Annotated in this window: 22 protein-coding genes; 8 read left to right on the forward strand and 14 right to left on the reverse strand. The window is 55.9% G+C overall.

Going from position 1 to position 22,390, the window contains the following annotated elements; translation table 11 throughout:
• Nucleotides 1-82: 82 nt before the first annotated feature.
• The 6 genes from V6N04_RS02950 to V6N04_RS02975 form a co-directional block, all read right to left on the reverse strand.
• The gene (locus V6N04_RS02950; RefSeq protein ID WP_371168638.1) at nucleotides 83-478 is read right to left on the reverse strand and encodes a M15 family metallopeptidase; all 396 of its coding nucleotides are present in this window, start codon (nucleotides 476-478) and stop codon (nucleotides 83-85) included.
• Nucleotides 479-540: 62 nt separating this feature from the next.
• A complete protein-coding gene (locus V6N04_RS02955) occupies nucleotides 541-1,062 on the reverse strand; it encodes a hypothetical protein (RefSeq protein WP_371168639.1) in 522 nt (173 codons plus the stop codon).
• A gap of 66 nt (nucleotides 1,063-1,128) precedes the next feature.
• Nucleotides 1,129-2,685 (reverse strand): hypothetical protein, encoded by a 1,557-nt coding sequence (locus V6N04_RS02960; RefSeq protein WP_371168640.1) that lies wholly within the window; start codon nucleotides 2,683-2,685, stop codon nucleotides 1,129-1,131.
• A gap of 66 nt (nucleotides 2,686-2,751) precedes the next feature.
• Entirely contained in the window at nucleotides 2,752-3,579 is an 828-nt protein-coding gene (locus V6N04_RS02965) for a hypothetical protein (protein WP_371168641.1), read from the reverse strand.
• Between the two features lie 164 nt (nucleotides 3,580-3,743).
• The gene (locus tag V6N04_RS02970; protein ID WP_371168642.1) at nucleotides 3,744-3,929 is read right to left on the reverse strand and encodes a hypothetical protein; all 186 of its coding nucleotides are present in this window, start codon (nucleotides 3,927-3,929) and stop codon (nucleotides 3,744-3,746) included.
• Nucleotides 3,930-4,018: 89 nt separating this feature from the next.
• The gene (locus V6N04_RS02975; RefSeq protein ID WP_371168643.1) at nucleotides 4,019-5,407 is read right to left on the reverse strand and encodes a formimidoylglutamate deiminase; all 1,389 of its coding nucleotides are present in this window, start codon (nucleotides 5,405-5,407) and stop codon (nucleotides 4,019-4,021) included.
• A 50-nt stretch (nucleotides 5,408-5,457) separates the two neighbouring features.
• Between V6N04_RS02975 and hutI the strand changes: the two genes are divergently transcribed.
• The 7 genes from hutI (at nucleotide 5,458) to V6N04_RS03010 (ending at nucleotide 13,020) form a co-directional block, all read left to right on the forward strand.
• The gene (gene hutI, locus V6N04_RS02980; protein WP_371168644.1) at nucleotides 5,458-6,663 is read left to right on the forward strand and encodes an imidazolonepropionase; all 1,206 of its coding nucleotides are present in this window, start codon (nucleotides 5,458-5,460) and stop codon (nucleotides 6,661-6,663) included.
• Nucleotides 6,660-8,195: a histidine ammonia-lyase gene (gene hutH / locus V6N04_RS02985; protein ID WP_371168645.1), complete on the forward strand. Its 1,536-nt coding sequence runs from the start codon at nucleotides 6,660-6,662 to the stop codon at nucleotides 8,193-8,195. The genes hutI and hutH overlap by 4 nt, the downstream gene beginning before the upstream one ends.
• Entirely contained in the window at nucleotides 8,195-9,022 is an 828-nt protein-coding gene (hutG, locus tag V6N04_RS02990; protein ID WP_371168646.1) for an N-formylglutamate deformylase, read from the forward strand. The genes hutH and hutG overlap by 1 nt, the downstream gene beginning before the upstream one ends.
• Entirely contained in the window at nucleotides 9,019-10,689 is a 1,671-nt protein-coding gene (gene hutU / locus V6N04_RS02995; RefSeq protein ID WP_371168647.1) for a urocanate hydratase, read from the forward strand. The genes hutG and hutU overlap by 4 nt, the downstream gene beginning before the upstream one ends.
• Nucleotides 10,690-10,998: 309 nt before the next feature.
• A complete protein-coding gene (locus V6N04_RS03000; protein WP_371168648.1) occupies nucleotides 10,999-11,631 on the forward strand; it encodes a Crp/Fnr family transcriptional regulator in 633 nt (210 codons plus the stop codon).
• 124 nt (nucleotides 11,632-11,755) lie between these two features.
• A complete protein-coding gene (locus V6N04_RS03005; RefSeq protein WP_371168649.1) occupies nucleotides 11,756-12,118 on the forward strand; it encodes a SpoIIAA family protein in 363 nt (120 codons plus the stop codon).
• Between the two features lie 122 nt (nucleotides 12,119-12,240).
• Nucleotides 12,241-13,020, forward strand: a complete 780-nt coding sequence (locus tag V6N04_RS03010) for a class II glutamine amidotransferase (RefSeq protein ID WP_371168650.1) — start codon at nucleotides 12,241-12,243, stop codon at nucleotides 13,018-13,020.
• A 9-nt stretch (nucleotides 13,021-13,029) separates the two neighbouring features.
• On the opposite strand, the gene phoB is transcribed toward V6N04_RS03010, so the two are convergent.
• The 7 genes from phoB to V6N04_RS03045 form a co-directional block, all read right to left on the reverse strand.
• Nucleotides 13,030-13,719 carry a phosphate regulon transcriptional regulator PhoB gene (phoB, locus tag V6N04_RS03015; protein WP_371168651.1) on the reverse strand — a complete coding sequence of 230 codons (690 nt, stop codon included), beginning with the start codon at nucleotides 13,717-13,719 and terminating at the stop codon, nucleotides 13,030-13,032.
• A gap of 2 nt (nucleotides 13,720-13,721) precedes the next feature.
• Nucleotides 13,722-14,447 carry a phosphate signaling complex protein PhoU gene (gene phoU, locus V6N04_RS03020; protein WP_371168652.1) on the reverse strand — a complete coding sequence of 242 codons (726 nt, stop codon included), beginning with the start codon at nucleotides 14,445-14,447 and terminating at the stop codon, nucleotides 13,722-13,724.
• A 56-nt stretch (nucleotides 14,448-14,503) separates the two neighbouring features.
• Nucleotides 14,504-15,268 (reverse strand): phosphate ABC transporter ATP-binding protein PstB, encoded by a 765-nt coding sequence (pstB, locus tag V6N04_RS03025; RefSeq protein WP_371168653.1) that lies wholly within the window; start codon nucleotides 15,266-15,268, stop codon nucleotides 14,504-14,506.
• 50 nt (nucleotides 15,269-15,318) lie between these two features.
• Nucleotides 15,319-16,638, reverse strand: coding sequence for a phosphate ABC transporter permease PstA (gene pstA / locus V6N04_RS03030; RefSeq protein ID WP_371168654.1), 1,320 nt, complete (start codon nucleotides 16,636-16,638; stop codon nucleotides 15,319-15,321).
• Nucleotides 16,635-18,101 carry a phosphate ABC transporter permease subunit PstC gene (pstC, locus tag V6N04_RS03035; protein WP_371168655.1) on the reverse strand — a complete coding sequence of 489 codons (1,467 nt, stop codon included), beginning with the start codon at nucleotides 18,099-18,101 and terminating at the stop codon, nucleotides 16,635-16,637. Before pstC ends, pstA begins: the two co-directional genes overlap by 4 nt.
• 92 nt (nucleotides 18,102-18,193) lie before the next feature.
• Entirely contained in the window at nucleotides 18,194-19,246 is a 1,053-nt protein-coding gene (locus V6N04_RS03040) for a substrate-binding domain-containing protein (RefSeq protein ID WP_371168656.1), read from the reverse strand.
• A gap of 187 nt (nucleotides 19,247-19,433) precedes the next feature.
• Nucleotides 19,434-20,477: an ATP-binding protein gene (locus V6N04_RS03045; RefSeq protein ID WP_371168657.1), complete on the reverse strand. Its 1,044-nt coding sequence runs from the start codon at nucleotides 20,475-20,477 to the stop codon at nucleotides 19,434-19,436.
• A gap of 231 nt (nucleotides 20,478-20,708) precedes the next feature.
• On the opposite strand from V6N04_RS03045, the gene V6N04_RS03050 reads away from it, so the two are divergent.
• The gene (locus tag V6N04_RS03050) at nucleotides 20,709-21,095 is read left to right on the forward strand and encodes a hypothetical protein (RefSeq protein WP_371168658.1); all 387 of its coding nucleotides are present in this window, start codon (nucleotides 20,709-20,711) and stop codon (nucleotides 21,093-21,095) included.
• Here the strand turns inward: V6N04_RS03050 and V6N04_RS03055 are convergent.
• Complete coding sequence (locus V6N04_RS03055) at nucleotides 21,085-22,173, reverse strand: DUF6456 domain-containing protein (RefSeq protein WP_371168659.1); 1,089 nt, start codon at nucleotides 22,171-22,173, stop codon at nucleotides 21,085-21,087. The genes V6N04_RS03050 and V6N04_RS03055 overlap by 11 nt on opposite strands.
• Nucleotides 22,174-22,390: the final 217 nt, after the last annotated feature.

The raw sequence follows: 22,390 nt of genomic DNA on the forward strand, positions 1-22,390 counted from the left end.
TCGGCGGCGTCTTTCGATGTAGTCGGCTTCTTCGTCATCTCGATCTCCTAATCGATAAGATGAACCAGAAATCCTCCTCTATTCAAATCCTCAAATCTGTCCAACGGGTGCTGACGTCAGACAGCCCCAGAGCTTCCCAGTAGGGGTCCTCGCGCTTGGGCCAGCCTATTGAAGGGTGGATGATATCCACAGCCTCTAGGTACTGGTGTGCGCTCGAGAAGGGTTTCGCCTTCGTGACGCGCTTTCCCGGCTTTGTTCGGCCCTGATCATACAGTTCCTGCTGCCTTGCCGGGGAGCGGTAGCACTGGAAGATTTTCGCGGGATATCCGCTGTCTTCCATTACCTTAACGATTTGCTGGCCGAGAAACATCATCGGTCCATCAACATAGGTGTAGCTGGTTTGGCGCTTTTCCACCTGCATGTTCGTGCGTGGGAATAAGCAGTTCAGTGCTCGGCGGCGTAGTTCTTGCGGTGTCATGTTGTGTTCCCTTTCTGCGCTTTGCTGTCTGAGTCTGTGAAGGGGAGGGGTCTTTCGACCCCTCATTCTGCGGCCTTAGACTTGTCGTCCGACTTAGGCTTGTCGTCCGCCTTGGGCTTGTCGTCCGCCTTCGGTTTGTCGTCCGCCTTCGGCTTGTCATCAGCCTTGGGCTTGTCGTCGACGTCAACAACGCTTTCGGCCTTCATTTTTTTCATGCGCTTTTCGAACTTGCGCTCAATATCGCGCTTGTTCTTTTTCGCCAGTCGGGCGACTTGTAGCTCAAGCCGCTTTTCCATCGTCGAGGCAAGAGTAGGGGTGAAGTCTGGATTCGCACCCGTTGTCACTTGTCCCGGCTCGGCCATGACGACCGTCATACGGCCTTTCCGCCGCTCCATGATTGTGAGCGACCCTAGAAACTGGACCTCCCATTCGGGCTGCATGTCATTCATGAAGTCCTTGGCGTCATATCGCCCCGGAGGTAGTCCCCGGACGTACAGCACCTGGCCGTCTTCATCGTGGACCGTCATTTCACCTCCTGCCAACGCAGCGAAAATGACGTGCTTATTCATATCTTCGTATTTCATGATGTGTTCCTTGCTATGTGTTATGTGCATAGCTCCCGATCTAGAGCTATGCGTTTTTGTGTTGGCTTATTCGTCGTCGTCGCCAAAGATGTCTTGATCTTCAATGGCGGCGAGTTCTTCCAACGGTGTTGGCCCGAAGATGGTTGGTGTGTTGATCACAGCGACTTTCTCAGCGTTGTAGGTACACACCTCCGCGTTTTGATCCGCGAAGGGATAGTGACTGAGACTTTCGGGGTAGATAACGCTGCTAGGGGTCACTGACAGAGGAATAGCAAGCTGCCAGATAGCAGACTTGTTTTCGACTGTCGTTTGATCCAGATGGCGATTGAATCCATAGTTCAGGTACATGCGCTCTAGGTGATTGTTACCCAGATACATAACGCGGGTTTCTTCATCCCCAACATCACAATCTGCATACAGTTCGCGTACTCGCACCGGCACAGGATCTACGGCCATTTCGTCCTTGACGAAGTTTGGCTGTACCCACTCCTTAGACAGAATTGGGTGTGGTTGCGATGCAATCACCTCATCCGGCTTTACAGCCGCGAAGGTAATCACAATGCCGCCAAACTCGGTTGCCGGAATAGGGACTGTAAACGGGACCGAGACCGCCGAGTTGGTTTGCGTAACGTCCAAACTTGGACCGTCCATGCCGCGCACCATGTCTTCCCCGAATTTTACGCGACGCTCATAAATGACCATCGGTTGCCGTCCAAGATCAACGTTCAGGCCATGCGCGTAGCGCGCTACGATTTGTTCGCCATGGACCGGGTTATCATCCACGATCTGACGCATCTCGCGTGTGAGGCGATCACTTTTTTCCGCCGTATAGAAGTCCGACAACTTGATATCAGCGCCTGACGAGCCGAGTTCTCCAAAGATTTTTGGGTGCCCCGGATTGTCTGGGTCTTCGCGGAGATAAAACACCGTTCCGTTGGTATCGGTGTATTCACCAGTGACCGCGCCTTCGTATTCGCGAACACCTGCCCGTGTCAGATAAGCAGCCGCACCGTCATGGCCGATCCCGCGAATTGGAATTTCGCCCTCAAGATTCACCGCACCGTTAATGCGGTCTTCGGGGTCGAGTACGCCATTCATGCGCTCCAATGACGTTTGATCAAGGAGGGCAGGGGTCACGCTTGTGTTGGCGGCGTCCAACTGTGCCGCCTTCACATACTTCCGCAAGCGTAAGTGGTTCACTGCGGCGTTGTGGGCCAAGCGGCCCAACTCGCTAACCACCTTTGTTCCAGCCACCGATCGCGGCATAATACCGAGACGCTTTGAGATTTCGCCCTCGGTTTCCGTGCCGAACAGTGCGTTACCGCTAAGAAGTTCTTGCCGGATCACTTCGGCGTTTCCCGGCAGGTCGGCCTCGGGGTTTTTAAGCGCATGACATGCCGCAATCGGCACAAAGACCGATACGACTTCCGCTGTAATGCTGGTCAACAAGCGGCCCGGAATTGGGTCTAGCTCGAAGTGAACCACTTCTGAGTGGACACCACTTTCGCTGCCCTTGTATGGCGTCGCCATAACCGGGGTCAGCTTACCGCCGCGAAAGCGACCAGCCGATGACTGGGCCTCACGGCGCACAGCGCGTGGTTTCATATATTTTGACAGACTCATAGCGTTTCCTTTCCTTAAGGCTATGTTTTTCATGGGTTTTTCCGGAGGGGCAGGGATGCCCGTCCGTTATTTGGGGAGTGCGCTAAACGGCCAGACGTTTTTTGTCTTTTCGTGCAACCAATAAATCGGGCTATTCTTATAACGCTGATCAGACATGACGTTTAGTTCTGGTTTGCTGATCTTCGGTATGCCGAGCGGTGCTGGCTGCCTATAGAAAGCCTCCGCACGCTCTTGCTGTTTGCGACTTCGATATTTATCGATATTTTCTCGCGCTTTTGTACCGGCGCGATACGCTAGCTGCCACGGCGCGGTTACGGCCACCGTTAACACTTCGTCTATTCCCATCGGCTCGCCGTCCGATCCCGGCACTACCAGTGGACCACCCAGCATATCTGTATATTTGTTGCTGATTTCTGTCAGCATCGACCCTGACGAGTACGGCTGACTTTCCACTTCTCTGCCCGGCGCAACATGCGCCGTTGTGCCTATGGTTCCAGAAGCGCCATTCCCACCGCTAGGAGAAAGCCCATTACCAACCCGCTGACCAGACAGGCCACCAGATACCATTTGACGACTTTGACCAGTGTTTCCACTTACGCCCCCATAAATTCCCGCCACAGGCGGGGTTAGCGATAGGTTCTTCGCTAACATATTGAGGCGGTCGGCTTCCATGTCAAGTTGAGCCTTTTGCATGCTCAACTGGTTTGACGCGTTAATTGTATCGCCGATTCCAGCGATACCTTGCGCGATCATACCGCCGATTGCTGCCCCGTTTCCACTAAAGGGGGCGAAGCTGGCTTGGCCGGAGGACACTCCACCGCCCACACCCCCCATACCCCCGCTAACCGCGAGGAGGGGGTTGAACCCGCCTTTTTCATAGCGGGCACGCATCATGTCTGGATCGATACGTCGCTGCGCGCGTCGTTCCGCCCGGATCGCCATACCTTCGGTGCGTTCGTCGGCGCGGCGCGCCTCAAAGGCATTGTATGCGCGATCTCGGTCGTTTTCTTTCTTGGCCTTATTAGCTCCGACAAGGCTTGCTATCAAACTAAAGACCATTACGGGTTACCACCCGTTAGTAGTGCCACGGGGTCAAGCACTACGGCCAGCACAGCATGTCCAATTGTATACAGTGCTTGCTGTACCGTAGGGTCTGTGATACCCAACATAGCCACCAAGACCGTGACGAGCGATACAATGATACGCTCTTTGACTTTATGGGCCATTTTCCGAATAATTCGCATATTGCTTTTCCTCTCTACCACCGGAGGTGGTGTTAAGGCGCATAATGGTAATTATGTTAAATGGTGTGGTGATGGTGATCGCGAGCCAACTATAGATCGCCCTGTAATGCCTCCAACGCTTCGACATAGCTATTTGTAATTTTCTCGCGAACTGTGTGTTTACTATTGCGTACCACATGCCGACCTGCGCTCCAAACGTCTGTGATGGATGTCTGTCCGTGTCCTCCGAATATCATAGTATCTAGCGCGACATCTTTTCTGCGGCCCATAAGCCGATGATTTAATGTGTTAATCCCGATGAGGTCAGCAAACGCACCTGCTCGAACGACGCCGCATTCCCGGCCAGCGGCCTGACGACCGCCGAGCGTAGCTTGTTCAAAAAGTACACGTCCTGTCGATTTCTCACGCGTCGCCAGAGCTGCCCGGCTACGATCGCGAAGGCGCTGCGAATACTCCAGGACGCGAAGTTCGTCAAACAGGGAAATGTGAACATTCGAATCCGACCCGAAGCCGACAGTTCCACCGGAGGACAAGAAGTCTGTTCCGTTAAAAATCCCATCACCAAGATTGCTTTCCGTGATTGGGCACAGGCCTGCCACCGCACCGGTTTTTGCAAGATTTCGAGTTTCGTCCGAATTCATTTGGGTACAATGGATTAAACACCAATCTTTGTTTACATCGTAGTTGTCGAGAAGCCATTCCGTTGGTCGCGCGCCACGATGGTGCAAAACCTCTTCAACTTCAGCTACTTGTTCCGCGAGGTGCATGTGAATAGGGCCATCGCCCAGACCAATAACAGATGCCATTCCATCGGTGTCTACAGCACGAAGGGAATGCGGCGCGACGCCTATATTGAAGTCGTCCGGCCCCTGCCCCACAGCCGCGCTAGCCGCTTCATGCAGGCGTAAGTACTGCTCAGGGTCGTTGCTAAATCGTTTCTGCCCACCGGCCAGAGGACGTCGGTCGCAACCGCCAAATTGATACAGCACAGGAAGGAGTGTTAGCCCAATTCCAGTCTGGTCAGCAGCGGCAACGATCCGTTCAGACATTTCGGCTAGATTTTCGTATGTTTGGCCACCAACATCATGATGCAAGTAATGAAACTCGACCACGCTGCCATATCCGGCCTCAAGCATCTCCATGAAAACCAATGACGCGATGGCTTCAACCTGATCCGGGGTAAGCTGATCTAAGAACCGATACATAAGCTTGCGCCATGTCCAAAAACTGTCTTTCGGATCGGGTCCGCGCCCTTCAGTAAGGCCCGACATCGCGCGTTGAAACGCGTGGCTGTGCAAGTTTGTCGGCGCAGGTAAAACAAGGTCAAGTGTATGCGATGCTTGGCTTGTTTGAGGTCCCACGGCTGTGATTCGACCATCATCCGAGACTGAAATCTGGACATCGGACTGCCAGCCGTTTTCCGTAAGCGCTTGTTTTGCATGTATATTGAACACGGCCAAGTCTCCGTTGACTTTCATTGTGTGGTCAAAATATTATTATGTACGTACTTAATCAAGGCTTCCGACATATGGCTGCTTACATCCTTACCGATCTGTGCGTCGCCACGATGGTTCCTTCCGCAAGTCCGTATGGCCTGATTGATCAAGGCGCCGTTGTGATTGAGGATGGTTTGATTGCCTGGGTGGGCCATAATCAAGACGTTCCCGCAAGTTTCAAGGGCTACACAAACATCGAGTGCGGCGGTCGTCTTTTGACGCCCGGGTTGATCGACTGTCACACCCATATTGTTCATGGCGGCAACCGGGCAACTGAGTTCGAGATGCGCCTGAACGGCGCCAGTTATGAAGACGTCGCGCGGGCCGGAGGCGGCATTGTTTCCACGGTTAAAGCGACGCGCGGGGCGTCCGAGGATGTCTTGCTCGAAACCGCCCTGCCCCGCGTCGATCAGCTGATTTCGGAAGGTGTCACGGTGATCGAGGTGAAGTCAGGCTATGGTCTGGACCGCGAAACCGAACTTAGGATGCTCCGAGCCGCACGGCGAATTGGCGATGAACGCCCCGTACGCGTGGTCACCAGCTTCCTTGGCGCACATGCCACGCCGCTGGAATACAAGGGGTGCGACGACGCTTATATTGATGAGGTCTGCATTCCCACACTGCGTGCGGCCCATGCCGACGGGCTGGTCGATGCCGTCGACGGTTTTTGTGAGGGGATTGCCTTTCAGCCTGCTCAAATCGCACGGGTTTTTGATGCTGCACGCGAGTTGGGGCTTCCGGTTAAACTCCACGCTGAACAGCTGTCTGATTTAGGCGGCGCGAAGCTTGCTGCCTCGTATGGGGCGTTGTCAGCTGATCATATTGAATATCTTGACCAAACCGGTGTCGACGCGATGGCAGCGGCTGGCACAGTGGGTGTGGTTTTGCCCGGCGCGTTCTATACATTGCGCGAAACGCAGGCGCCTCCAGTCGACGCGTTGCGTACGGCCGGTGTCCCCATCGCGCTTGCGACGGATTGTAATCCCGGATCATCGCCGCTGACATCGCTTCTGTTAACCATGAATATGGGCTGCACGCTGTTTCGTCTAACGCCCGAGGAAGCACTGGCAGGCGTGACCCGAAATGCGGCCCATGCTCTTGGTTTGCAAGACACTGGCACGATCGAAGCCGGCAAACGTGCCGATCTCGCGATTTGGTCCGTCCAGACACCTGGTGAACTGGCGTATCGGATCGGCTTCAACCCACTGCACAAGCGAATTTTCGGAGGTCAGCTTTGACGCAATTGGTCCTAACGCCTGGGCAGGTCAGCCTGTCTGAGCTTTCGCAGGTATTTTGGCACGAAATCCCGGTCCGTCTTGATCGAGATTGCGAATCTGCGGTTAGGGACGCAGCTAACCGCATTGATGCCGCCGCAGCGGGCACCGAGGCGGTTTACGGAGTGAACACGGGCTTCGGCAAGCTGGCGTCGATCAAGATTGCGGCCAAGGATACGGCGACACTACAACGCAACCTAATCTTATCGCATTGTTGTGGCGTGGGCGACGCAATGCCACGTCATTTGGTGCGCCTGATGATGACATTGAAGCTTCTGTCATTCGGGCGCGGCGCGTCTGGCGTTCGGTGGCAATTGGTTGAAATGTTGGAACAAATGTTGGCGCGTGGTGTCACACCTGTTGTTCCGGCCCAAGGCTCGGTTGGGGCCTCGGGTGATCTGGCCCCCCTTGCCCATATGACGGCCGTGTTACTGGGTGAGGCCGAGGCAGAATACGAGAACGAAATCCTGCCTGCTGGCGAAGCGTTGAACCGAGCTGGATTGGCGCCTGTCGAACTCGGCCCTAAGGAAGGTTTGGCGTTTATCAACGGCACTCAATTCTCAACAGCATATGCGCTGGCTGGCCTTTTTCGAGGTTGGCGAGCCGCGCAGAGCGCACTTGTCGTATCGGCCATGTCGACGGACGCGATCATGGGTTCCACAGCGCCGCTTCAGCCTGAAATTCACAGCCTGCGCGGTCATCGGGGCCAAATGGAAGCCGCCAGCGCCATGCGGGCCATCCTTGACGGGTCCGAGATCCGCGAAAGCCATCGCGATGGCGACACCCGCGTTCAAGACCCCTATTGCATCCGCTGCCAGCCGCAGGTGACGGGGGCGGCGATGGATGTGTTCCGCCAATCCGCACAAACATTGATGATTGAGGCGAACGCCGCTACTGATAACCCCTTGGTTTTGACCGAAGCAGGCTTGATCGTTTCCGGTGGCAACTTTCACGCGGAACCCGTTGGTTTTGCAGCAGATATGATCGCGCTGGCACTGTCAGAAATCGGCGCAATCGCACAACGCCGTATTGCGTTGATGGTTGATCCAACACTTAGTTTTGACCTGCCACCTTTCTTGACACCAGAGCCCGGTCTGAACTCCGGCCTGATGATTGCCGAGGTCACGACAGCCGCATTGATGAGCGAAAACAAACATCTGGCGAACCCATGTGTGACCGACAGCACCCCCACTTCGGCAAACCAGGAAGATCACGTCTCAATGGCGGCCCACGGCGCGCGTCGTTTGCAGCAAATGGTCGATAATCTGGACTATATTCTAGGGGTTGAGCTGTTATGTGCGGCTCAAGGGGTTGAGTTTCGTGCACCTCTGGCGACCAGCGCGCCGCTTCAAGCCGCAATTTCGCGCTTGAGGCAGGATGTCGAAACCCTTGGCGATGATCGTTACTTAGCCCCTGACCTTGAAACAGCGCGTGCGCTGATCCGCGATGCCGCCATTCGCGATGTGGTCGATATCGACCACCCGAGCTTGTTCTGATGCAGGTTTTCAATGTCACTCAGGGCGATAGCCCCGTCATTCTGGGCCAGCCTCATGGCGGGACGTTTGTGCCCGATGACATTGCCGCGCGCCTGAACGACAATGGTCGCGTGTTGGCGGACACAGATTGGCATATCACTCGGCTTTATGATGGGCTGCTTGATGGGCTGCTTGATGGGGCCACCGTCGTTTCTTCAAACATCCACCGGTATGTGATCGACGCCAACCGCGATCCGGCTGGTGTCTCGCTCTATCCCGGCCAAAACACCACGACGCTGGTGCCTCTGACCGATTTTGATGGAGAGGCGATTTGGCAAGCTGGGCAAGTCCCCTCTGATGACGAGGTCGAAGCCCGGCGGCTGGCCTACCACGCCCCTTATCATGCCGCTTTGTCTGAACAAATCGAGCGTGTGAAGTCCCGGCACGGGGTCGCGATCTTGTTTGATTGCCACTCGATCCGCTCCAACATCCCGTTTCTGTTCGACGGTGAGCTACCGATCTTCAACACTGGCACCAATAACGGCGAAACCTGCTCACACCTGATTGAAACTGCAGTGCATAATATCGCGCAAGTTTCCGGCATGAGTGCGGTTCTGAACGGCCGCTTCAAGGGCGGTTGGACAACCCGCCACTACGGACAGCCTGCCAACGGCATCCACGCGATCCAGATGGAAATCTCTCAACGTGCATATATGCACGAAACGTCACCATGGTCTTATGACAATGCCCGCGCCGATCAGGCCCGCGCGCCATTAAAAGCCATGCTAGATGCCCTCGCCGACCTTGCCACCTCAGGCGCATTGACCACCGAAAGGAACGCCAAATGACGGACCCTCGCAAAAACACCCGTGACATCTATCCGCCCACCGGGACCGAGTTGAACGCCAAAAGCTGGCTGACCGAGGCACCTTTGCGCATGATGATGAACAATCTGCACCCAGACGTGGCTGAAAATCCGCATGAGCTGGTGGTTTATGGCGGCATCGGGCGCGCCGCGCGCACGTGGCAGGATTTCGATCTGATCGTGGATAGCCTTAAGGACCTAGAGGCTGACGAAACACTCGTGGTGCAGTCTGGCAAGCCCGTTGCCATTGTAAAAACCCATTCAGATGCCCCGCGTGTGTTGATCGCGAACTCCAACCTTGTGCCACATTGGGCCAATTGGGATCACTTCAATGAGCTCGATAAAAAAGGTCTGATGATGTACGGCCAGATGACGGCTGGGTCATGGATTTACATCGGCTCGCAAGGCATTGTTCAGGGCACGTACGAAACCTTTGCTGAGGCTGGTCGTCAGCACTATGGCGGCGACCTGACCGGCAAGTGGATTCTGACCGGCGGGCTTGGCGGCATGGGCGGCGCGCAACCCTTGGCGGCCGTGATGGCTGGCGCGTGTTGTTTGGCCGTTGAATGCAATCCCGACAGCATCGATTTCCGTCTGCGCACTGGTTATGTCGACGAAAAGACCGAAAGCCTTGATGAAGCGCTTGAGATGATCGCGCGTTGGACTGCCGCCGGAGAGGCAAAATCCGTTGGCCTTTTGGGCAACGCCGCCGACATCTTCCCCGAGCTTCATAGACGTGGCGTGCGCCCTGATATTGTGACCGACCAGACCTCGGCCCATGATCCGGTGAATGGCTATCTGCCACAGGGCTGGACGATGGCGCAGTGGAAGGAAAAACGCGAATCCGCGCCGAAAGAGGTCGAGAAAGCCGCGCGAGCCTCGATGAAGGTTCAGGTGAAAGCCATGGTGGATTTCCACAATGATGGCGTGCCCACTGTCGATTACGGCAACAACATCCGCCAGATGGCACTGGAAGAAGGGCTAGAGGATGCCTTCGTCTTCCCCGGCTTCGTCCCCGCCTATATCCGCCCGCTATTCTGCAAAGGCATCGGCCCGTTCCGTTGGGCCGCCTTGTCCGGCGATCCGGAAGACATCTACAAGACTGACCAGAAGATGAAAGAGCTGTTTCCCGAGAACACGCATCTGCACAATTGGCTGGATATGGCGCGCGATCGCATTGCGTCTCAGGGCCTGCCCGCGCGGATATGCTGGATCGGTCTTGGGGATCGTCACCGCGCCGGTTTGGCGTTTAATGAGATGGTCGCGTCCGGAGAACTAAAAGCTCCTGTCGTCATAGGACGTGATCACCTTGATAGCGGGTCCGTCGCCTCCCCTAACCGAGAGACTGAGGCGATGATGGACGGTTCTGACGCTGTGTCCGACTGGCCTTTGCTGAACGCATTGGTCAACACGGCCTCTGGCGCTACTTGGGTTAGCCTGCACCATGGCGGCGGCGTTGGGATGGGGTTCTCTCAACACGCCGGCGTCGTAATTTGTGCGGATGGTACACCCGAGGCCGCAAAGCGGATCGAGCGCGTGTTGTGGAACGACCCTGCATCGGGTGTTTGGCGTCACGCGGATGCTGGCTATGAAGATGCCAAGACCTGCGCACGCGTCCACGGGCTTCGTCTTCCCGGCATCCTTGGCTAGGAGTATGTATTGCCCGAAGGCCTGATACACAGAGCAACCATGCGGTGAGTTTCTTGCGATATCAGGACAAGTTCGCATAGTTTTCTGGTTGCGTTATCTTTCGGTGAAGTGCCCAAGACAATGGAATGGCGTTTCCTATAAAGGGATTGATTGACGTTCACAATCAATAAGTTGACCAAGGGTCGCTCCAACCGATCGAGGTTGTATTTTACAACCTCAAGAAAACTTAAATTGAAATCTGTTCGCCAGCTTACACATTTGATGCATCGCTTTCGTTACGAATGCATCAAAAAAACAGGCGGACATGGGATGCTAAAAAAACAAGCTGGATTGCGCAGCAAACAAACATGCGTTCAGGGTGCTCGGATAACGACCGCCAAGCTTGATCAGTCCGAGCTGTGCTTTCTTTGGAATGGGGCGTTGCGCAGCTATCGCATCACGCAGGACGGCCGCGAAATTACCACTGATCTAACGCGGAGCACCAATAGCTGGCGGTTTGTTGGCATCTGCTCGAAACTGCATCATCTGGAGGCGCTGACCGATTGCGAATATGTCAGTCTAGACGCCAAAGCTGCCGCGCATCTGTTGCTGTCTAACCCTGATCAGCTAGAGCCGGTGTTGTGTCAGGTTCTAGAGAAGTTTGAGCAAAGCCATCAGCAGCTAGAGGACCTAACGTGCAATGATGTGACCACGCGACTTGCCCGGGTGCTTAGCGAGTTGTGCGAGGATTTTGGCGAAACGGACGGCGCGTCTGTGCATCTGACGCTTCCTATGTCTCAGGATCGGTTGGCCAGCATGGTCTCGGCGTCGCGCCCCACAGTGAACATCAGTTTACGTCAACTCCGCTCGCTGGGTTTACTGACTTATGCACAGGGTCGTATCCAAATTCTTGAGCCTGATCGCCTGCGTTCGGTTTGGGAAGACCCGACCGTGATGTGCTGACATGGCCTTACGTGGTAACGTGCCAAACGCCGCGGTCGGATATTTTGGCAGGCCTATTAGCTGGTTAACAGCCCGCCGGTGACCATGCGCCTAACGTGACTACATCTCAGGAAAGGATACGTTCATGCTTAATCCGATCAACGAGGCCCGATCCGGTGTTCTGGCGTTCGACGCCATCGGGAAACTGAATGACGGGGATTACAAGACAATCCTTATCCCCGCGATTGAGGACTACCTAAAATCGGCAGAGAAAGCGCATCTGCTGCTTCGGTTTGGACCGGACTTCGAGGGGTACACACTTCATGCGATGGCGGATGATGCCCTGCTGGGAATGCGACATATGCGGGATTTCGAGCGGATCGCGATTGTCACCGACCACGCATGGCTTGCGCAGGGCGTACGACTATTTGCGCCACTCTCACCGGTGCATATGAAGGTCTTTGGTCTTGCTGAAACCGACTCCGCAATGAGCTGGGTGGCTTGGTAGTCTGCGATCAAGACGTGTATTTGTGTACTATGTCTTACATTCAAAGCTGGCCCGTCGGACCCGAACCGCGCGGTCATAAGGCGTATCCGCTCTGCGCGGGATAAATCACAAGGAGGTCAACCATGTGCCGTTGGGCCGCATATATCGGACAGCCTACACTTTTGGGCGACATCATTTCGCATCCCGAACACTCGCTTATCGCGCAAAGCCAGCACGCGACGCAAAGTACGTTTACGACAAACGCTGACGGATTTGGAGTGGCGTGGTATGGGGCGTCGGATCTGCCGGGTGTCTTTCGTGACATTCATCCTGCGTGGTCTGACCGAAACCTGAGATCGCTTGCCGATCATGTCAGCTCGAACTTGTTCATCTCTCATATCCGGGCCTCGACCGCCTCCCCCACCAGCCGCGAGAACTGTCACCCTTTCACGGCGGGGCGTTGGAGCTTTGTGCACAACGGCCAACTGGGTGATTTTCCCAAGTTTCGACATGAGGCCGATACCGGCATTCTGCCGGAACATTACGCTTATCGCGAGGGCTCAACCGATAGCGAGGCGCTGTTCCTGACAGCCTTGGGCGAAGGCATTGATGATGACCCGAAAGGGGCGTTGGAACGGGCCTCGGGTAAGCTGGAAACGCTGAGCCGAGCCAAGGGTACGGCCCCTTACCTGCACATGAGTGTGGCATTCTCTTGCGGTAAGAAGCTCTATGTTGCGCGCTATGCGTCTGATGGGAACGATCCGACCGTCTATCACCGGTGGTCGCCAGAGCTTCAGGGTCACGCCGTGGTATCGGAGCCCTTAAACCTAAAATCTGGTTGGGAAGAGGTCCCGCCGGGCAGCTTTTGCGTGTTTGATGGCAAATCGGTTGATATTCAGCCGTTCTCACCTGTAGGCGGTTAGGACTGATCCCTAACCCAGCGAATAACCTGTGCCACGCACAGTGCGCAGGGGGTCGTCACCACCGTGACGGCAAAGCGCCTTGCGCAGACGTCCCACATGGACGTCGACGGTACGCGTGTCTACATAGACATCGCGGCCCCAAACCCGATCCAGCAGCTGTTCGCGGCTCCAGACCCTGCCGGGTTTTTCCATAAGCGTGGTGAGCAGACGAAATTCCGTCGGGCCAAGCTTGATCTCTGTATCTGCCCGCGTAACTCGGTGACTTTCGCCATCCAGAACGATGTCCTGATACTCAAGCCGCTGACCGACCGATGCCGGACGCGTGCGGCGCAGTTGTGTGCGGATGCGTGCCATCAGCTCGCTGACGGAAAACGGTTTGACCACATAATCGTCGGCCCCAGTTTCCAGCCCGCGCACGCGGTCAACCTCTTCCGAGCGGGCAGATAGCATAATCACCGGAATGTGGCGGGTTCCCTTGCGGGTCTTGATTTGGCGGCAAATCTCGATCCCAGAAACGCCCGGCAGCATCCAATCCAAAAGAACGAGGTCAGGCATCACCTCTTCGACCAAGATCAGCGCATCATCGCCGTTCTCGGCCATGGTCACGTCATAGCCTTCAGAACCAAGGTTGTAGCGCAAGATTTCACGCTGTGCCGGCTCGTCTTCGACCAAAAGCACACATGGCTTGTCGACACTCATGGTTATGCCTCGTCCTGATCCATGGTGGGAATTTCATAATTGGGTGAATTGCCTTTGGGGCGCGCCTCGTCGGGCAGTTCACCATTCACCAGATAGATCACCTGATCGGCAATTGCGGTTACGTGATCTCCCATCCGTTCGATATTCTTGGCGATGAAATGCAGGTGCATGCACGACGTGATGTTGCGCGGGTCTTCCATCATAAAGGTCAGGAACTCGCGAAACAGGGCGTTGTACATCTGGTCGACTTCGAGGTCGCGATGACGCACATCTTCGGCCAGAACCGCGTCGCGCCGAATATAGGCGTCCAGCGCATCGGTCAGCATCTGCTGCACCTCGCTGGCCATCCGTTTGATCGCGCCCGATGCACCGTCGATGGGCTGCATATGCACCAAAACGCCGGTGCGTTTGGCCATGTTCTTGGCATAGTCCCCGATCCGCTCAAGGTTTGCAGCGACCTTCATCACCGTCAGAACCGTCCGCAAATCCGAGGCGATAGGCTGGCGTAGCGCCAACACGCGCGCGCATTCTTCCTGAATTTGCAGATCAAGCGCGTCGATCTTTTTGTCGTTCTTGCGAACCTCGTCCGCAAGCTCTTCGTCACGGCGTTTTAACGAACGCGCACCTTCACGAATGGCGTCTTCCACCATGCCGCCCATCTTCATCAGATGAGCTTGGATTTCTTCCAGATCGCGGTCGAAGGCGGATGCGATATGTTGGTCGATCATGGGTATCTCCCCTGCCCCATTGGGCGGTCTGTGGGCGGTATGTTGGCCGTCGGGCGTCAGCCGATACGGCCAGTGATATAGCTTTCGGTGCGCGGGTCTTCTGGATTTGTGAAGATCTTCGTCGTGTCATCATATTCCACAAGACTGCCCAGATGGAAAAACGCGGTTTTCTGGCTGACGCGCGCCGCCTGTTGCATAGAGTGAGTGACGATCACCACCGAATAGCTTTGACGAAGCTCGTCGATCAGCTCTTCCACCTGTGCCGTCGCAATCGGATCGAGCGCCGAACATGGTTCGTCCATCAACAAAACCTCTGGTTCCGTGGCCACAGCACGCGCGATGCAAAGACGCTGTTGTTGACCGCCGGACAGACCCGTACCGGGTGCCTGCAGGCGGTCCTTAACCTCGTCCCAGATTGCCCCGCGTCGCAGGGATTTCTCGACGATCTCGTCCAGATCAGCCTTGTTGCGGGCCAGCCCGTGGATACGCGGGCCGTAGGCGATGTTGTCGTAGATCGACTTCGGAAACGGGTTGGGTTTCTGAAACACCATGCCGACCTTGGCGCGCAATTGTACGGGGTCGACCCGTTTGTCATAGATGTCTTCACCGTCCAGCAGAATATCGCCTTGCACCCGGCAGGTCTCAATCGTGTCATTCATCCGGTTCAGACAGCGCAAGAAGGTGGACTTGCCACACCCTGACGGACCGATGAAGGCGGTGACGGTCTTATCCTCGATCTCGACCGAGACATCCTTGATGGCGTGGGTATCGCCATAATGGACCTGAACGCCCGATGCGGTGATTTTGGTGTCATTTGCCATACCGGCCACCCTTTCCGTACGTGTCATAACATTCATTGATGTGGCCTTTTCTACCAGCGACGCTCGAACCGGCGTCGCAAGATAATGGCGATGATATTCATGGTCATCAGGAACACCAGCAGGATGATAATCCCGCCCCATGCCCGTTCATAGTAAGCTGGGTCTGCGCGTTTTGCCCATTCGTAGATCTGCGCCGGCATGGCCGAGTTTGGCGACAGGAAGCCTTCGACAAATCCATCGGGATAGTTCGAGGCAATATAGCCAACCATTCCGATCAAAAGCAGCGGCGCAGTTTCACCCAACGCTTGCGCCAACCCGATGATGGTGCCCGTCAGAATACCGGGCATCGCCAATGGCAGGACGTGGTGAAACACGGTCTGCATTTTCGATGCACCGATGCCCAAGGCGGCCTCGCGGATCGAGGGTGGCACGGCTTTCAAGGATGCGCGGGTCGAGATGATGATGGTCGGCAGCGTCATTAGCGTCAGGACCAAGCCACCAACAAGCGGGGCAGATTGTGGTAGATGCGCGAACTGAATGAACACAGCCAGACCAAGGATGCCGAACACGATCGAGGGAACAGCCGCGAGGTTTGAGATGTTCACCTCGATCAGATCGGTAAACCCATTTTGCGGGGCGAATTCTTCCAGATAAATCGACGCAGCGACGCCGATTGGCAAAGCACAGGCCAAGACCACCAACATCATGTAAAAGCTGCCCAGCATCGCCACGCCAATCCCGGCCTGTTCTGGTCGGCTTTCGGATGCATCAGCGCCCGTGATGAAGGACATGTTGAATGACTTCGACACCACGCCAGCATCGCGCAGCCCGTCAATCACGTCCAAATGCACCGGCGTCAGATTCTTGTCGCGTGCAAGGCTTTCGCGGGTCACACGATCTTTCAGATAACCGTCGACGCGCGATGACGCGAGCAGCCGGAACGTGACGACCTCGCCGATCTTGTCCGGGTTTTCGATCACGAAGGCACGGATTTGCGCGGCCGCGCCCGAGCTGAGCATCTTGCGCAGGTCTTTGCCCTTCTTGAACGGGTTCTCGACCCCGGCCTCCGCCATCGCCTGTTTCAGCGCGGTGTCGATCAACGGGTTATAACCAAACGTCGTGACCTTCTTGATTTTCTCAAGGTCGCGGGTGCCGGACTTGTCCAGCTTGCTTTCCAAAAGCTCGACATTCAATGTGACAAAGCTTTGCTGAAATGCGCCCACCCCTTTGAAGATGATCGAGGTGATCAAGACCAACAGAAACACCAGACCGATCGCGATGGCCGCGATGCCGTAGGCACGGAACCGGGCTTCGGCCGCGTTGCGTTTTTTGGTGCGGGCGTCCAGTGACAGCAGTGATGAGCGGCTCATTCGTATTGCTCCCGATATTTGCGCACGATGTAGAGCGCGAGCACATTAAGACCGAGTGTCAGGATGAAAAGCGTCATGCCAAGCGCGAAGGCCACAAGCGCCTCGGGGCTGGCGAAATCGCTGTCGCCGGTCAACTGGCTGACGATCTTCGCAGTAACGGTCGTCATTGCTTCAAAAGGGTTAAGGTCAAGCCGGGCCGCGGCCCCCGCCCCCATGACCACAATCATCGTCTCACCTATCGCGCGGCTTGCGGCCAAAAGGATGGCACCGACGATTCCAGGAAGGGCTGCGGGTATCACAACCTGCCGTACGGTTTCCGATTGGGTGGCACCCAGCCCGTAAGACCCGTCGCGCATGGCCTGTGGCACGGCGTTGATGATGTCGTCGGACAGTGAGCTGACGAACGGGATCAACATGATCCCCATCACCAGACCTGCGGTCATCACGGACCGCGCGCCTTGCATCCAGCCAAACCCATCAGATCCGAAAATCCCCACAAGCATCGGGCCAACAACCGTTAGGGCGAAAAGCCCGTAAACAATGGTGGGGATGCCAGCCAAAACTTCCAGCAGAGGCTTTGCAAACGCCCGTGTGGTTCGGCTCGCGTACTCAGATAGGTAAATGGCTGCGAACAATCCGATCGGCACGGCAACCAGCAGCGCAACCAGCGAGATATAGATCGTGCCCCATAGAAGCGGCAGGATGCCCAGATGTTCGGACCCACCGCGCCCTTCCGGGCTCCAGGTTAGACCAAACAGGAAGTCACTGGCCGGGAACATGCCGAAGAAGTTGATGGTGTTGAAGATCAGCGACAGGACGATGCCCACGGTGGTCAGGATTGCAATCGAGGCCGCCCCGATGAGAAGCATCCTGACCCCGTATTCGACCATATTGCGGGCGCGGAAACTGCCGGATGTCATACGCAAAGCGGCGACAAACCCGCCCGCAGCAATGACCAGAACAATGATGGTCATCAGCATACGACCCGTCGATGCCTGCGCACGCAGCTCTTGCGCGGCAGTCGTGATCTCTGGCCCCACGTCCGATCCGACGGCAACCCCGACATCACCCAGCATGGTGCGCAAATCGGTTTCGGCTGGATTGATTGAGAGCGCTTCTTTCGCGGTCATCACACCTTGCGAGACAAGCACATCCAGTCCATTGGCCACGCGGCCAACATCGCTCATGATCAGGTTCAGTTGTCCGCCATCTTGATAAAGCGCCTCGGGAATGTGGTGCGATACATTCGCATTGATGACCAGCGGTTGGATCACCACCCAAAGCGCCAAAACCAGCAATGCCGGCACCAATGCCAGCATCGCCACGTTGAACCCGTAATAATTCGGCAGTGAATGCAGCTTGCGCCGATCCCCCCCGACCAATGCCAACGCGCGCGCGCGCCCTGTCAAAAAGCCGACCAGCGCAAACGCCAGGATGATCACAAGAAGCCAGAGTGCGGACATATCATGCTCGTGAATAAATCTTGTGCAAGTCTTTGCCCCGACCTGCGTATGGGATGTGCAGTGCGGAGCACTTGGCCCCGCACTGCCTTATCTTAGTTCGTCAAAACAGCTTCATCTGCGACAGAAGCTTGTGTGGCCTCCAGCTCAGGATCAGCCACAAGACCGTATTCAGACAAAGGTCCATCTGGGCCCGCAATTTCGTCGGCGACGAAGAACTCAGCAAATTCTTTCAAGCCGGGGATAACGCCGATATGGGCCTTTTTGATGTAGAAATAGAGCGGGCGCGACACGGGGTATTCGCCTGTCGCGATGGTCTCGGTCGACGGGCTGACGCCCGACATGGTCGCAACGTTCAGCTTGTCGGTGTTGTTTTCGTAAAACGCCAAGCCGAAGATACCGATCCCGTCTTTGTTGGAGTCGATGGAGGCCAATGTCTCGGTGTAATCACCGTCGATGTCGACTGACTTGCCGTCCGTGCGTACTTTGTAGCACATCTTGGCCGCGGCCTTTTTCTTGGCTTTCTCGCTGTCGCCTTCGGCTGTGGCAAGGAATGCGTCGTAAGCGCCGGTGGCCTTACAGCCCGCTTCCATCACCTTCACTTCAAAGACTTCGCGGGTGCCGTGTTTGGTGCCCGGAATGAAGGCTGCGATTTCGGCATCTGGCAGGTCCGCGTTGAACTCTGACCATGTGTTGTATGTGTTATCAACCACCTTGCCATCGACCATCACCTGAGCGCCCAGGGCGTTGTAGATGTCTGCAGGTTCAAAAGCCGAGAAGTCAGGGCCGTCGATTTGGCTTGCGAAAACAATGCCATCATAGCCGATGCGCACTTCGACGATGTCAGTGACACCGGCATCGGCGCAGGCTTTGACTTCGCTGTCCTTGATTTTGCGTGATGCGTTGGCAATGTCGATTGTGTTTTCGCCCACGCCTTCGCAGAAGCGTTTCAGGCCTGCCGACGAGCCACCCGATTCAACAACCGGTGTCGGAAAGTCGAAGTTTTCGCCGAAAGCTTCGGCAACGATGGACGCATAGGGCAAAACGGTGGACGAGCCTGCGACCTGCACCTGATCACGCGCGTTGGCGGCGGTGGCGGATACGGCAGCGATTGCCAGGGTGGAAGCAGTCAGTTTCACGAAGGACATAGATATCTCCTGTTTGAATAAGTCATCACCCCGTTGGGCGACATGGCGCTGTCCTAGGCCTCTTGCTCAACGCTTTTGTGTAGGTTTTGTAAAAGTAATGTGACAAACGCAAAGTTTGTTGTGATCTAGACGAGTTTTTGCGGTGCGCCATCGACCGTGCCCGACGAGACACCCGTGTACAAAGGCGTTAGTCGCTAGATGAAGATGCAACCATTGGCAACACCACTGTGAACGTGCTGCCTTTGCCGGGTTGGCTTTCAATTCTAAGGCGTCCGCGATGACGGTTGACGATATGCTTGACGATCGCCAACCCCAACCCCGTCCCGCCCATCTCGCGTGAACGATGGCTGTCGACGCGATAAAAGCGTTCCGTCAGTCGGCCAAGATGTTTGGGATCAATCCCCTCGCCTTCATCTGTAACCGTGATTTTCACTCCAGTACCCTTAAACGCGGGAATATCCGTGGCGGATGTTAGACAGACGTGCACCGAACCACCTTCACGGCCATATTTGATGGCATTTTCGATCAGATTGGTCATGACCTGTGTGAGTTGATCTTGATCGCCGATTACTTCGACCGGGCGCTTCAGCGAAACCTGAAAGTCAAAAGAGACGTCGCGGGCCGTGGCGGTCGGTGTCAATGCGTTCATCACCATCTGGACGACTTGATCAAGCTCGACGTGATCTTTGGGGCGCAAACCAGCCATGTCTTCGACCCTGCTGAGGGACAATAGATCAGTCACCAGCCGATTCATTCGATTGGCCTCGGCGTCCATAATGTCCAGAAAACGCGCCCGAGCGTCTGGATCGTCCCGCGCCGGACCACGCAAGGTTTCGATGAACCCGGACAAGGCGGTCAGCGGGGTGCGCAACTCGTGACTAACATTCGCGACGAAATCTGATCGCATCTGCCCGGCTTGCTCGTGCGAGGTCACATCGAGAAATGTCAGGAGCACAACACCTTGATCGCCAACCCGTTCAAGATGCACATCATATGTGCTTTCACGCCCAGCGTCTCCGGACAGCAGTCGCGCGGTTCGAGCATTTTCCGTGGCCATTACAGCTTCGACCGCATCCAATATCGCCGGTTGTCGAATGCCCGTCGCAACATGTCGCCCGACCAAATCTGCGCCGAACAAAGACAGTGCAGCCTGATTCTGTGCTTGAATTCGAAGATCTGATCCAACCAGCATGGCTGGGATCGGGATGGCGTTTATGACGTCACGGGCCATGGGGTGGTCCTTGCTTGGAATCAAACAGGTTCTCGCATGAGATGACCCGTATTCGCCGCAACGTCAAATATTACTCATGTAACAAAAGCGCTAATAAGAGGAATTGAATAATCAGCAATCGCCTTATATGTGTATTTTCACAGGGCTGCACATATGACGGCCCCGGCCCGCAGAGGCCACCTTCGAGCGACAAAAGGGGGCGGAGCCGCCCTCGAAACCCAAGGCGGGACGATGACGAATACAGGCATTGATAGGCCATTGCTGCTTGCGTTGGGCAACGATGCATTCGTTAAGCAAATACAATGCGATATGTACCGGACACTCCCAATGTCACATCGGCAATTCGGGGCATTGGGTCAGGCTGGACTGGCCGAACTTGGCGTCTCGGTTGCGATTTCAGAACTGTTCCACGCCGACATGGACTGTATCGAAGTTGGCCAGACCCTGCACGAAATCGGGTTTGCCGGGACTTATTTGATTCTGGCCGATGACCTTCCTAACCCTGCCATCATCACACGAGAGCTGCGCCAGCTTTACCCCGGCTTGTCATTCAAGGTCTGCGGTCTGGCCGAGCTTCCGTCGGCGCTTCGCGAACTGACGGGCTGTATCAGTATATGAGATCGTGATCTTCGCCTGAAAGCTGATCATAGTGGCGTGCCAAGTAGTTCAGCGCGACCCGCAGCATGTATTTTCCTGACCGGGCGGGCATAGACATGTCGGCCTCGATCCGCTCCATCCCCTTTTCATGGCAGCATACCGCTAAGGCAATTTGCGCCAGTTCAGGCCCCAAAGCCGTGACGGCTTGCGAAAACCGCGAGCGCGCGTCCAGTTTGCGATCAGCCGGGTTGCCGGTGGTTTTGTGCTTTTGCGTAGCTTCCCTGATCCGTTCCCAAGTGGCCGAACCCGAAAGCTCATACTGACCAAGAACAAAATCCCTGTTCAATCGCTCTGCGGCAGCCACCAGATCCGGATCCAAGTACGGCTTTTGGCTTCCCTTGGCGCGTCCAAGGACCCGGACTGGGCTGTCGGCCCCAACCGGTCGCCCCGCGCTTTGGCGTGTCGTACGACTATCGCCTGCCCGCCCTTTGATTGGCGCGCCCGTAAAGTTTGATTGTGCTTCGGCAAACCCGGTCGCGCGCGTTTCGATTTGTGCCAGCATCTTGTTTAGCGCGATCCGACCCTCGGGCGTGATGTGATAGCGGCAGATCCGGGCATTGGTGTTGCCTTCGATCCATCCGCGTAGCGCCATAACTTCGACCACTTCGGTCGGCCCCTTGGCCAGCGTTTTCGGGTCGTCATTGCCGTTGGCCGCCAAAACGACCGCCGTGTCTACACCCTGTCCAACCACCATAACAGCGTTTGGGTTCATCATAGCCCGTAGCAATCGGACCAGATGTGGTGATACGGGATCATCGTCGTCTGCGATCGGTCCGCTTGTGGCCTCGGTCATGTTGGTTTGGCCGTCCCGCACCCCTTCGCCGAGCCGCGTAAGCAATGCGTCGACCAGTGGGTCATCACGGCGCGCTTCGGTCTTTCGCACCTGTCGCATGACGGTAGAAGCATGAACCCCCATATCACGCGCGAGCGACCTGATTGACGCACCATTTTCGGTGTGTTTTAGGTACAGATGAACTTCGTCGGGCAGCCAGCGCAGTACAGTGTTGTGTTCAATCCCAGATGGCGTCGCGTTTTGCATTCAAGCCCCTTCCAATAGGCGTTTCGCGGGTCCGCGATATCCCCACCGCGCAACCGCAGGTTGAATTTGAGCCGAATAGACCTATCATTTGATTGGTTAGCGGTTCGTTAACCTTGCTGATACCCAGTAAGGATTGTTGCCAAGTCGGTAAGAAATCTTAAAGGCTGCGAACGCCGAAAAGAGGTCGACGCAACACCCGCGCTGGTTGAGTGATGAT

Origin of the sequence: Aliiroseovarius conchicola (assembly GCF_041403445.1) — a bacterium.
Lineage (GTDB): Bacteria > Pseudomonadota > Alphaproteobacteria > Rhodobacterales > Rhodobacteraceae > Aliiroseovarius > Aliiroseovarius conchicola.